This is a genomic window from Pseudomonas sp. Irchel s3b2, assembly GCF_900187445.1.
In the GTDB taxonomy this organism is placed as follows: domain Bacteria; phylum Pseudomonadota; class Gammaproteobacteria; order Pseudomonadales; family Pseudomonadaceae; genus Aquipseudomonas.
In genome coordinates, this window is the sequence record NZ_FYEB01000016.1 from 1 (window position 1) to 12,388 (window position 12,388).

A 12,388-nucleotide genomic window follows, 5' to 3' on the forward strand; every position below is an offset into this window, starting at 1 on the left:
CCAGAGGCCGAACGCAGGTATTGCGTAGGGGGCACCGCGGCAAGGATGCCGCGGTAGCCGCCCCCGGCCATGGATGGCCGATGGCGGCGGGCCCCCGGAGCAATGCCGGAGTGAGGGCATGCCGAGCCTGGGCGAGGCACCGAATGGCGGGGCAAGAGCCCTTGGTTACTTGGGGCTTTTCCAAGTGACTCGCTGTAAAAGCGAAACCGCCAGCGGCCGTGACCGCAGAAACGGATATGTACGCCCAACACCAAGCACTAAGCGCCAAGCACCAAACCCCGGCAGTGAATCTGTAGTTCAAGAGATGTGTAGATACCCATGGCTATCGCCGGCAAGCCCTAATGCCAGTCAGTTAAGGGTAAATCGGACTTGTAGGAGTCAGGCTTGCCGGCGAAGGCGTCCTTAAGAGCGCCTTCGCCGGCAAGCCTGGCTCCTACGAAAAGCTAGGGCAAGCCCGCGATGGGGCCTTGAAGGCAACCGATCAATCCCGGTAAAACACCTGCACCAGGTGATACCCGAACTTGCTCTTGATCGGCCCATGCACCACCCGCAGCGGTTTTTTGAAGATCACCGCATCGATCACCCCGACCATCTGCCCGGGCCGCACTTCACCCAGGTCGCCGCCGCGTTTGCCGGACGGGCACGTGGAGTATTTCTTGGCCAGCACATCGAAGGCTTCGCCCTTGGCGATGCGTTGTTTGAGCTGCTCGGCTTCTTCCGAGGTTTTCACCAGAATATGGCGGGCTTGGGCTTTCATTGGCAGTACCTTGCAACGGTGGTGGCTATGTTGGTGTCAGCGTAGGGCGCGCGATTATGCCTTAACTCAGTCCGCTTGGCCGATCATCGTGCGAATCTTGTGGGCCAACAGGTCAATGGAAAAGGGTTTGGCCACCATGTCCATACCTTCCTCAAGGAAACCCTGGCGTTCGGCGGCGTTCTGCGCGTAACCGGTCATGAACAGCACCTTGAGACCCGGACGGTGCTGACGGGCGATTTCCGCCAGCTGTCGACCGTTCATGCCCGGCAGACCGACATCGGTCACCAGCAGATCGACCCGCAGGTCAGATTCCAGCAAGGGCAGGGCAGCCTTGGCGTCTTCGGCTTCATGGGCGTGATAACCCAGTTCATTGAGCAGGTCGAGCACCAGCATGCGCACCGCCGGATCGTCTTCCACCAACACCACGGTCTCACCGGCAATCGCTGCCGGTGCTTCGCCAGTGGCCGGCAGCAAAGTGTGCTCTGGCAGCGCAACGTGCAACCGTGGCAAATACAGGCGAACGCAGGTGCCTTGGCCCGGCAGGCTGTGAAGGCTGACGTGCCCGCCAGACTGCTGGGCGAAACCATAAATCATCGACAGTCCAAGACCGGTGCCCTGGCCGATGGGTTTGGTGGTGAAGAACGGATCGAAGGCCTTGGCCAACACAGACGGGGTCATGCCGGCACCGTTGTCGCTGACCGCAATCATCAGGTAATCCCCGGCCCTGACCGGTTCCAGGGGGGTGATGTCGCTACCGTCGAGGTGAACGTTGGCGGTTTCGATCAGCAACTCGCCGCCTTCGGGCATCGCATCCCGGGCATTGATGACGAGGTTGAGCAGAGCGTTTTCCAGTTGACTGACGTCAGTGCTGACCGGCCAGACTTCGTCGGCCAGTTGCAGCCGCATCTCGATGTGATCGCCCTTGGTCCGCCTGAACAAATCTTCCAGAGAAAGCACCAGCTGGTTGGCATTCAGCGGTTTGCGATCCAGCGACTGACGTCGGGAGAACGCCAGCAGGCGATGGGTCAGCGCAGCGGCGCGGTGGGCCGAGGACACCGCGGCGTCGGTAAAACGACCGATCTCGTCAGCGCGACCATTGGCGATGTAGCGTTGCATCAAATCAAGACTGCCGATGATTCCCGTGAGCATGTTGTTGAAGTCATGGGCGATGCCGCCCGTGAGTTGTCCGACCGCTTCCATTTTCTGTGCATGCCGCAAGGCGTCTTCGGCGCGCTCGCGTTCGAACATCTCGTTTTGCAGCCGCTGGTTGGTTTCGGCCAATTGTTGAGTGCGGGCGCTCACCCGTTCTTCAAGGGTTTCGTTAAGGTTGCGCAGGGCTTCTTCGGTCTGTTTGCGCTCGGTCTCGTCGATCACGAAGATGTAAAAGCCATTCACCGCGCCGTCCGGGCCATGACGGGGCAGGTAGTTCATCAAGGCCTGACGGATGCTGCCATCGCGGTGCGGGGTGCTGATGCTGAAACTGCAAGCCTTGCCTTTCAATGCCTCGGCAATGTATTCGGCGCGCAAGGCATAAGCTTCCTCGCCCAGCACCTCACGGATGGTGCGGCCGTAAAGCTCCTGGGGCGTCAGACCGTACCATTCCAGATAGGCGGCATTGTTCAGGCGAAAGCGCTCCTCGCTGTCGACGTAACTGATCAGGATTGGCATGGCGTTGATGATCAGTTGCAGCTCGGTCTGGCTCTGGCGCAAGGCCTGCTCGATGTGTTTGCGTTCGGTCAGGTCCAGTGCCGCGCCAAGGAAACGGATCGGCCGGCCATGATGGTCCTTGTAGCAGCGGCCTCGGGCAAACACCCAGCGCAGTTGGCCGTCAGGTTGCAGCAAGCGATACTCCTCGGCGTACTCGCTGCCATGGGTGATGCAATGCTTGATGCTGCGGGCAATCATGGCGCGATCTTCCGGGTGCACGCCGTGGAGGTATTCGCTGATGGGCAACTGGCTGGCCATGGCCGGGTTGATTCCATGCAGTTGGGCGAAGTGGGCATCAGCGATGAAACGGTCTTCGCCGATGTCCCAGTCCCAAGTGCCGACGGCATCGGTAGCGGCCAGTGCCAGTTGCAGGCGCTGCTCGGTTTCTTGCTGGGCCTTGAGGCTGGCGGCGGAGCGCTGTTCGAGTTCCAGGGCGATGCGCCGGCGTTCGTTGGTTTCGATGGCGGTGACCAGAATCCCGGCAACCTCGGCGCTTTCATTGCGAATGGGGCTGTAGGTCAAATCCAGCCAGAAGTCGGAATCCTGACCGTCACGCTGCAAGGTGAAGCGCTGTTCGCTGTAGGTTCGCACCTGTCCCTGTAGGACGGCGCTGTAAATCGGGTCGGTGAAGTCTTTCAGTTCTGGCCAGATCAGGTGCGTCGGTTGCCCGAAAGCGTGAGGGTGTTTGCTGCCGGCGAGAAGGGCGAAGCCGTCGTTGTAGATCTGTGTGAGCTGCGGACCCCACAGCAACAGCATGGGCATCGGCGAGTGGATCACAATGTCCACGGCGGTGCGCAGGCTCTGCGGCCAATGATCGGCGGCGCCCAGCGGGTTGTTTGTCCAGTCCAGTCGGGCAATCAGGGCCTGGGCGTCGCTGGCGGTCGGTGGTGCGTTCATTACAATGTCCTGCGCGTCAGTCGGTGTGGCGGCGTCTACTATCCTTGCATGGCGGTAGACGCTGGATGACCCGTTTTGGGTCATTTTTTCAATTGAATGCTTCGCGGGTGCTTTTTGCCATGGAAATCGATGCACTGTTGCAGATTCTGGCCAGCCGCAATGGCTCCGATCTTTACCTGTCCACCGGCGCGCCACCCAGCGCGAAATTTGACGGTGTGCTCAAATCCCTGACCGATCAACCGTTCAAGCCGGGGGAAGTGGCGGCCGTTGCCGCGTCCATCATGGACGCCGAGCAGCGCCTGGAGTTCGATAGGGAACTGGAGATGAACCTGGCGCTATCATTGGCCGGAGTCGGGCGCTTTCGGCTCAATATTTTCAAGCAGCGTAACGATGTGTCTATCGTGGCGCGCAACATCAAACTCGACATTCCACGCTTCGAAGACCTCAAGTTGCCGCCGGTGCTGCTCGAAACCGTGATGCTCAAACAAGGGCTGATACTGTTCGTCGGCTCGACCGGCTCGGGCAAGTCGACCTCGCTGGCGGCGCTGATCGATTACCGCAACCGTCACAGCAGTGGCCATATCATCACCATTGAAGACCCGGTCGAGTTTATCCATCGGCACAAGAAATCAATCATCAACCAGCGTGAGGTCGGCGTCGATACCCGCAGTTTCCACGCCGCGCTGAAAAACACCCTGCGCCAGGCACCGGACGTGGTGCTGATCGGCGAGATCCGCGACCGAGAGACCATGGAGCACGCGCTGGCGTTTGCCGATACCGGTCATCTGGTGATTTCCACTTTGCATGCGCACAACGCCAATCAGGCGCTGGACCGCGTGATCAATTTCTTTCCCGAAGAGCGTCGGGCGCAATTGCTCCATGACCTGGGCAATAACCTCAAGGCCTTTGTTTCCCAGCGTCTGGTACGTACCCGCGATGGGCAGCGCCGGGCGGCGGTGGAGGTGATGCTGGGAACGCCGACCATCGGCGACTTGATCCGGCGCAATGAGCTTTCTGAACTCAAGGGGATTATGGAAAAGTCTTCAGAAGCGGGGATGCAGACGTTTGATGGGGCGCTGTTTGAGCTGTTTGCCGAAGGTGCGATTGATGAGGCAGAGGCGTTGAAACATGCGGATTCGGTGAACAACTTGCGCCTGCGCCTGAAAATGCATGCAGAGGCTACCCCCGGGCCCCATTCACCGCCGGGGGAATGGGGATTAGTAGACTGACGGGGCCGCCGCTGATCAAACATGTGGGAGCGAGATAGCGGTGTGTCAGGCGACATCAATGTTTGACTGTCCCGGCGCCATCGCGAGCAGGATCGCTCCCACAGTGGATCTACGTTTCAATCGTTCAATTCGGGGCGGTCGCGAAACTGCTCCAGCGCCTCGGGATTGGCCAGTGCATCGGTGTTCTTCACCTTCTGGCCATGCACCACATTCCTCACCGCCAGCTCGACCACCTTGCCGCTGATGGTCCGCGGAATGTCCGTCACCGCGACAATCTTCGCTGGTACATGCCGGGGTGTGGTGTTGGCGCGGATGACTTGGCGAATCTGTTGTTGCAGCGCTTCGTCCAGCTCGACACCGTTGCGCAACTTCACGAACAGTACCACCCGCACGTCATCCTGCCATTGCTGACCGATGGCCACGCTGTCCAGCACCTGCGGGACTTTCTCCACCTGACGATAGATTTCTGCTGTGCCGATGCGTACACCGCCGGGGTTGAGTACCGCATCGGAACGCCCATGGATCAGCATGCCGCCATGGGGCAGTTGCTCGGCGTAATCGCCTTGGGCCCAGATGCCGGGGAACAGGCTGAAATAGGACTTTCGCAGCTTCTCTCCGTCAGGGTCGTTCCACAGACCGATGGGCATGGCCGGAAAATGTCGAGTGCACACCAGTTCGCCTTTTTCCCCTATCACAGGCTGCCCGGCGTCGTTCCAGACTTCCACCGCCATGCCCAGGCCCTTGCACTGCATTTCGCCACGGCGCACCGGCAGCACCGGGTTACCGATCACAAAGCACGACACGATGTCGGTACCGCCGGACATCGAGGACAGGCACAGGTCGGACTTGAACGCGCGATAGACGTAATCAAAGCTTTGCGGCGACAGCGCGGAACCGGTGGACAGCACGGTTTTCAGGCTGCTCAGATCATGACTTTCGCACGGCTTCAGGCCATTGCTTTCCAGCGCGGTGAGGAACTTGGGACTGGTGCCGAAGACGTTGATGCGTTCGTCGTCGATCAGGTCAATCAAGCGCTCCGGACCTGGATGAAATGGCGAGCCGTCATACAACACCACGGCGCTGCCGACAGCCAGGGCCGAGACCAGCCAGTTCCACATCATCCAGCCACAGGTGGTGTAGTAGAACAAACGGTCGCTGGGGCCGAGATCGGTGTGCAGGCCATGCTCCTTGACGTGTTGCAGCAGCACGCCGCCGGTGCTGTGAACAATGCACTTCGGCACGCCAGTGGTGCCGCTGGAATAGAGGATGTACAGCGGATGGGCGAAGGGCACGGGGACGAATTGTGGCTCGCCGCCCGGGTCGTAGAAATCATCCCACAGCGTCACGTTGGCCTGGCAATGGAAATCCTTGATGCGCGCCTGGGCGCGTACGTAAGGCACAACGATCAACTGCTGCAGGGACGGCAGTTGTCCGAGGATTTCGTTGACCTTGGCGCTCTGGTCGATCTCTTTACCGGCGTAGCGGTAACCGGCGCAGGTGATGAGTACTTTCGGCTCGATCTGGCCGAAACGGTCGATCACCCCGTGGGTGCCGAAGTCAGGTGAGGAACAGGACCAGATCGCGCCCAGACTGGTGGTGGCAAGCATGGCCACCAGGGTTTGCCAGGTGTTCGGCATGCACGCGGCCACGCGGTCGCCAAGGCCGACACCGGCGGCTTTCAGGCCGTTTTGAAAACCGGCGACATGGCTCGCGAGTTCGGCCCAGGTCAGTTGTTCCCGTTGGCCGTTTTCGCCGATGGCCACCACTGCCACGGCATCGTCGCGACGGCGCAGCAAGTGCTCGGCGAAATTCAGCGTGGCGCCGGGGAACCACTGGGCGCCGGGCATTTGTGCGCCCTCTATCAGCACCGCGTCTGGCTGATCGTGAAAACGGATGTCGAAGAAATCGACGATGGCCTGCCAGAAAGCTGCCCTCTGATCGATGCTCCATTGGTGCAAGGCAGGGTAGCCGGCGATCTCAAGGGTATGGCGCTGATTGACGAAGCGCCGGAAGGCCTCCATGCGGGTCTTGCCGATGCGCTCGGTGCCGGGTTGCCAGAGGATGTCGGACATGGCTTGGCCTCTTTTTCTTATGTGTACACAGTCTACTGTGGCGAGGGAGCTTGCTCCCGCTGGACAGCGCAGCTGTCCCAAACCGATTTACGACTGCTTCGCAGCCGAACGGGAGCAAGCTCCCTCGCCACAGGGGTTATCGGTGATTCATTGCGCCAACCATCCACCATCAATATTCCACGCAGCGCCCCGCACTTGGCTACCGGCTTCGCTGCATAAAAACAGCACCAACTCACCCAGCTGCGGCGGGGTCACGAACTCCAGCGACGGCTGCTTCTCGGCCAGCAAATCATGTTGCGCCTGCTGCGGCTCGATCCCGGTCGCGGCGCGATCATCGATCTGCTTCTGCACCAGCGGCGTCAGCACCCAACCCGGGCAGATGGCGTTGCAAGTGACGTTCGTCGTAGCGGTTTCCAGACCGACCACCTTGGTCAGGCCGATCACACCATGCTTGGCCGCGACGTACGCCGCCTTACCCACCGAACCGACCTGGCCATGCACCGAAGCGATGTTGATGATCCGTCCCCAGCCCTTGGTGCGCATGCCCGGCAAGCTCAAACGGGTGCTGTGAAACACCGACGACAGGTTGATCGCAATGATCGAGTCCCAGCGCTCCACCGGAAAATCTTCCACCGACGCCACGTGCTGGATGCCCGCGTTGTTGACCAGGATATCCACGCCGCCGAACTCACGCTCGGCGTACTCGATCATGTCGGCGATCTGCGCCGCGTCGCTGACGTCGGCTGGATGATGGCCGACCTTGCCGCCGAATTGCTCCACTTCGGCAATCACCCTGGAGGCATCGCCGAAACCGTTGAGAATCAAGTTGGCGCCGGCCTTGGCCAGGCTCAGTGCGATTCCCAGGCCAATGCCGCTGGTGGAACCGGTGACCAGTGCGGTCTTGCCCGAAAGAGTCGTCATGAATACCTCACACAATGCCAGTGGCGTAGAAAGTACCGATCACCACAAAAACAGCGAGTGTCTTGATCAGCGTAATACAGAAAATGTCTTTGTAGGCCTCGCGGTGGGTCAAACCGGTAACCGCCAGCAAAGTAATCACCGCGCCGTTGTGCGGCAGGGTGTCCATGCCGCCACTGGCCATCGCGGCGACCCGGTGCAGCACTTCCAATGGAATATTGGCGGCGTGGGCGGCGCTGATGAACGTCTCGGACATCGCTGCCAGGGCGATGCTCATGCCGCCCGACGCCGAACCGGTGATGCCGGCCAGCAGGGTGACGGTAATCGCTTCGTTGACCAGCGGATTGGGAATGCTTTTGAGCCAGCCGGACAGCACCAGAAAACCCGGTAGCGAAGCGATCACTGCACCGAAACCGTATTCCGATGCTGTGTTCATCGCTGCCAGTAATGCGCCGCTGACCGCACTTTTACTGCCTTCGGCCAACTTGCCGCGAATCGTCTGGAAGGCGAACACCAGCACCATGACGATGCCCACCAGCAAGGCCGCCTGGACCGCCCAGATCGCTGTCAGCTTGGCGATGTCGGTGGTCACCGGCGCTGCCATGCCCGGCAGCGAAAGGCTGTGAGTCTTGCCATACCACTCTGGAATCCAACGGGTGAATAGCAGGTTCATCAGGCCCACCATCAATAGCGGCGACAGCGCGATCCATGGGTTGGGCAGCTTGATGTCCGGCGCGGTTTCCGGCTCGTTGCGCAGCGCCGAACCATAACCTTCACCCTTGCGCTGGGCCTTGTTGCGCTGGCTCTGCAAAAACAGCATACCGGCGCAAAACACGAAAATCGTGCCGATCACCCCCAGCCACGGTGCGGCCCAGGCAGTGGTGTTGAAGAAAGTGCTGGGGATGATGTTCTGGATCTGCGGCGTACCGGGCAGGGCGTCCATGGTGAACGAGAACGCGCCGAGGGCGATGGTCGCCGGGATCAGGCGCTTGGGAATATTGCTCTGGCGGAACATCTCGGCGGCAAACGGGTAGACCGCAAACACCACCACAAACAGCGACACGCCGCCGTAAGTGAGCAGGGCGCAGACCAGTACGATCACCAGCATCGCCTGACGAGTACCGAGCAAGCGAATGGCCGCTGCAACAATGGATCGCGAGAAGCCCGACAACTCGATCAGCTTGCCGAATACGGCACCGAGCAGGAACACCGGGAAATACAGTTTGACGAAACCGACCATTTTTTCCATGAACACCCCGGTGAAGACTGGGGCAACGGCGGAAGGGTCGGTGAGCAGGACGGCGCCGAGGGCGGCGATCGGGGCAAAGAGGATAACGCTGTAGCCACGGTAAGCAGCCACCATCAGCAGCGTGAGGGCTGCCAAGGCAATGATCACACTCATGGTGTGTCTCCTGGATTGTTATTTTTGTAGGTGAAGCTTTGTTGGGAGGGCTATAGCGAGTTTCGTGCCAGAAGATAAGTTGTTGAAATTTAAAGGGATTATAGATTTTTGAAGTGGGTTTGTGAGTTTTTGTCTCTGTATTGAGATTTTTGGTGACTGGGCCGACGCTTTCGCGGGCAAGCCTCGCTCCTACGGGATTGTGGTGATTTACAACATTTGCACTATCTGTAGGAGCGAGGCTTGCCCGCGAAGAGGCCATATCTACCAATGGAGATCAACGTCTCGTTATTGAGACTCCGCAATCCCCAACGCCACCATTTTCTTGTACAGCGTCGATCGCCCCAACCCCAACCGTGCTGCCGCTTCGATAACCTTCCCACCGCATTGCGCGAGGGCGGATTCAATCAACTGCCGATCAAACCGTTCGCGAGCCTCACTGAAGGTTTCATGGGCAATCGGTTCAAGGGGCGGAGGCGTCACACGCTGCACCGGCATAAAACTGCCAATTGCCGCGCGGATATCCGCTGCATTCAGCATCAAATCATCACTGAGCAAGGCCGCGCGTTCCAGCACGTTGCGCAGTTCGCGGATGTTCCCCGGCCAGGCGTGTTGACCCAGCAACTCCAAGGCTTCGGGGTTCAGTTCGTGCTGACTGAGCAGCTCTTCCAGAATCGCTTCACTGAGGGCCGGCAGGTCGTCGAGGCGATCACGCAGGGGCGGCACCTGGATCGGCAGGACGTTGAGACGGTAATACAAATCGGCACGAAACTCGCCGCGTTTGATTGCCGCCTCCAGATCGGTGGAAGTGGCCGCGATTACCCGCACATCACTCTGGATCACTTCGTTGGAACCAACCGGCTCGAATTCCTTTTCCTGCAGCACCCGCAGCAACTTGCTTTGCAGCGGCAGCGGCATGTCGCCGATCTCGTCGAGAAACAGCGTGCCGCCCTGAGCGATCTGCAACTTGCCGGTGCGGCCCTTGCGATCGGCGCCGGTGAATGCGCCGGGGGCGGTACCAAAGAACTCGGCTTCCAGCAGTGATTCGGGAATCGCCGCGCTGTTGATGCTGACGAAGGCTTTGTGCGCCCGAGGGGAGGCGCCGTGAATTGCTTGGGCCAGCAGCTCCTTGCCGGTACCGGTTTCGCCGAGCAACAACACCGGAGACTCGGCACTGGCGCTGCGCCGGGCGCGGCGTTTGACTTCCAGGCTGGCGGCGCTGGTGCCGATGAAATGGGCGAAGTTGTACTTGGTCTGCCGTGCCCGCAGCAGCGAGCGGGTAGAGGCCAGTTCTTCCTGCATGCTCAGGTAGCGTTTGAGCATCGGCGACAGGCTGCGCAATTCGTCGAACAGGGCAAAGCCGATGGCGCCGATCACCGCGCCGGCATCGTCGTGAATCGGCAGGCGCATCACCACCAGCGGTTCCTTGGGGGTGTCCTGCATGTCCAGCAGAATGGGTCGTCCGGTGCGCACCACCTCGCGCAACAGACTGCCGGGAATCACACTTTCACAGGCCCTGCCGATCGCACCAGCGGCCGATTCGAGACCGAAACGCTTTGCGTAACGCTCGTTCATCCAGACGATGTTCGCGTCGCGGTCGACAATCACCGTGCCTTCGCTCGATTGCTCGATGATCTCGAACAGCGAGCGGATCGCCAGGGTGCGAACGCGCTGGTAGTCCTTGAGGCTTTCGGTGGTGTTCATGGGCTTCATGTCCAGAATGTTTGTTGTCTGTGCGGGCGCCTTCGCGGGCAAGCCTCGCTCCTACAGGTCGAGGTGATCCGTAGGAGCTAAGGCCGCGACGCGGTCTGACTGCATGGCGCCGATTATGCCCACCCCGGACGCGCCGCCGCCAACAGCTCTTTGGTATACGGATGCTGCGGCGAATCAAACACGTCGTGGCTCGCGCCGCTTTCCACCACTTTGCCATCCTTGATCACGATCATGTCGTGGGCCAGGGCGCGTATCACGGCCAGGTCGTGGCTGATGAACAGGTAGGTCAGGCCATGTTTTTCCTGAAGCTGGCGGAGCAGGGCGACCACTTGTTTTTGCACCGTGCGATCCAGCGCCGAGGTCGGTTCGTCGAGCAGGATCAGCGCCGGTTTCAGTACCAGCGCGCGGGCAATGGCGATGCGTTGGCGTTGGCCGCCGGAGAACTCGTGCGGGTAGCGATGACGACTTTGCGGGTCGAGGCCGACTTCTTCCAGCACCTGGATCACTTGCGCTTCGCATTCGTCCGGGGTGGACTGGCTGTGAACCTCAAGACCTTCACTGATGATCTGCGCCACCGACATCCTCGGGCTGAGGCTGCCGAAGGGATCCTGAAATACCACCTGCATCTTTTTGCGCCACGGTCGCAGCTGCTTTTGCGTCAGGCCATCCAGGGCCTCACCCTGAAAGCGAATGCTGCCCTGCGAGTCGAGCAAGCGCAGGATCGCCTGACCGAGTGTGGATTTGCCCGATCCGGACTCGCCGACGATGCCCAAGGTCTTGCCGCGCTGAACATTCAGGCTGATGCCATCCACCGCGCGTAAGTAAGTTTTACGCTGAAACAGCCCGCCACCGAGGGCGAACTGTACGTGCAAATTGTCCACTTCCAGCACCTTTTCACGCTCGTCCCGGGACAGGGCTTCGCCTTCCGGTTCGGCGTTCAACAGCACGCGGCTGTAAGGATGTTTCGGCTCGGTGAACAGTATTTCGCAGGGCGCCTGCTCGACGATTTCCCCGGCTTTCATTACGCACACTCGCTGGGCGATGCTGCGCACCAGATTGAGGTCGTGGCTGATCAGCAACAGTGACATGCCGAGCCGTTGTTGCAGGGACTTGAGCAGCAGCAGGATCTTGCGCTGCACTGTCACATCCAGCGCGGTAGTCGGCTCATCGGCGATCAGCAATTCCGGCTCGCAGGCCAGGGCCATGGCGATCATCACCCGTTGCCGCTGACCGCCGGACAACTGATGGGGATAGGCCTTGAGCCGCTCTTCGGGTTTCTGGATGCCCACCAGTTGAAGTAACTCGAGAGTCCGCGCTTGCGCCGCTTTGCCGCCCAGCCCTTTATGCAATAGCAGGGTTTCGCCGATCTGCTTTTCAATGCTGTGCAGCGGGTTGAGGGAGGTCATCGGCTCCTGAAAGATCATCGCGATCCGGTTGCCGCGCAGCTCGCGCAAAACCTTGATGTCGGTGCCGATCAATTCCTGGTCTCGATAGCGAATGCTGCCGGTGGTTTCAGTGCCGGTCTCGGGTAGCAGTTGCAGGATCGAGTGGGCGGTCACCGACTTGCCGCAACCTGACTCGCCGACCAGCGCCAGGCATTCGCCGGGGCGGATGTCCAGGCACAGGTTGCGCACTACGGTCTGGCCGCTGAAGGCCACGTTGAGGTCACGGATTTCGATCAGGTTGTCACTCATAT

8 protein-coding genes are annotated in these 12,388 nt (G+C 60.3%); 1 reads left to right on the forward strand and 7 read right to left on the reverse strand.

Annotated features, from left to right (window positions below; all coding sequences use genetic code 11):
- Positions 1–481 precede the first annotated feature (481 nt).
- Positions 482–757: a peptidylprolyl isomerase gene (locus CKW20_RS24490; protein WP_007898282.1), complete on the reverse strand. Its 276-nt coding sequence runs from the start codon at positions 755–757 to the stop codon at positions 482–484.
- A gap of 66 nt (positions 758–823) precedes the next feature.
- Complete coding sequence (locus CKW20_RS24495) at positions 824–3,361, reverse strand: PAS domain S-box protein (protein ID WP_095055188.1); 2,538 nt, start codon at positions 3,359–3,361, stop codon at positions 824–826.
- Positions 3,362–3,480: 119 nt separating this feature from the next.
- Here CKW20_RS24495 and CKW20_RS24500 point away from each other — a divergent pair, with 119 nt between their 5' ends.
- A complete protein-coding gene (locus tag CKW20_RS24500) occupies positions 3,481–4,590 on the forward strand; it encodes a PilT/PilU family type 4a pilus ATPase (protein WP_095055278.1) in 1,110 nt (369 codons plus the stop codon).
- A gap of 116 nt (positions 4,591–4,706) precedes the next feature.
- Here CKW20_RS24500 and CKW20_RS24505 read toward each other — a convergent pair whose 3' ends face one another.
- The 5 genes from CKW20_RS24505 to CKW20_RS24530 all read right to left on the reverse strand — a co-directional run bounded on the left by CKW20_RS24505 (position 4,707) and on the right by CKW20_RS24530 (position 12,386).
- Positions 4,707–6,662 (reverse strand): acetoacetate--CoA ligase, encoded by a 1,956-nt coding sequence (locus CKW20_RS24505; RefSeq protein ID WP_095055189.1) that lies wholly within the window; start codon positions 6,660–6,662, stop codon positions 4,707–4,709.
- Between the two features lie 147 nt (positions 6,663–6,809).
- A complete protein-coding gene (gene hbdH / locus CKW20_RS24515; protein ID WP_095055191.1) occupies positions 6,810–7,583 on the reverse strand; it encodes a 3-hydroxybutyrate dehydrogenase in 774 nt (257 codons plus the stop codon).
- 7 nt (positions 7,584–7,590) lie between these two features.
- Positions 7,591–8,982: a GntP family permease gene (locus CKW20_RS24520; RefSeq protein WP_095055192.1), complete on the reverse strand. Its 1,392-nt coding sequence runs from the start codon at positions 8,980–8,982 to the stop codon at positions 7,591–7,593.
- Positions 8,983–9,267: 285 nt separating this feature from the next.
- Positions 9,268–10,683, reverse strand: coding sequence for a sigma-54-dependent Fis family transcriptional regulator (locus CKW20_RS24525; RefSeq protein ID WP_095055193.1), 1,416 nt, complete (start codon positions 10,681–10,683; stop codon positions 9,268–9,270).
- Between the two features lie 122 nt (positions 10,684–10,805).
- Positions 10,806–12,386, reverse strand: a complete 1,581-nt coding sequence (locus CKW20_RS24530) for an ABC transporter ATP-binding protein (RefSeq protein WP_095055194.1) — start codon at positions 12,384–12,386, stop codon at positions 10,806–10,808.
- Between the last annotated feature and the right edge of the window lie 2 nt (positions 12,387–12,388).

Excerpts from the sequence above, each read along its gene's own strand:
- CKW20_RS24505 (WP_095055189.1), bottom strand. The coding sequence starts at position 6,662 with ATGTCCGACATCCTCTGGCAACCCGGCACCGAGCGCATCGGCAAGACC.
- CKW20_RS24495 (WP_095055188.1), bottom strand. The coding sequence starts at position 3,361 with ATGAACGCACCACCGACCGCCAGCGACGCCCAGGCCCTGATTGCCCGA.
- CKW20_RS24525 (WP_095055193.1), bottom strand. The coding sequence starts at position 10,683 with ATGAACACCACCGAAAGCCTCAAGGACTACCAGCGCGTTCGCACCCTG.
- CKW20_RS24530 (WP_095055194.1), bottom strand. The coding sequence starts at position 12,386 with ATGAGTGACAACCTGATCGAAATCCGTGACCTCAACGTGGCCTTCAGC.
- CKW20_RS24500 (WP_095055278.1), top strand. The coding sequence starts at position 3,481 with ATGGAAATCGATGCACTGTTGCAGATTCTGGCCAGCCGCAATGGCTCC.
- hbdH (WP_095055191.1), bottom strand. The coding sequence starts at position 7,583 with ATGACGACTCTTTCGGGCAAGACCGCACTGGTCACCGGTTCCACCAGC.
- CKW20_RS24520 (WP_095055192.1), bottom strand. The coding sequence starts at position 8,982 with ATGAGTGTGATCATTGCCTTGGCAGCCCTCACGCTGCTGATGGTGGCT.
- CKW20_RS24490 (WP_007898282.1), bottom strand. The coding sequence starts at position 757 with ATGAAAGCCCAAGCCCGCCATATTCTGGTGAAAACCTCGGAAGAAGCC.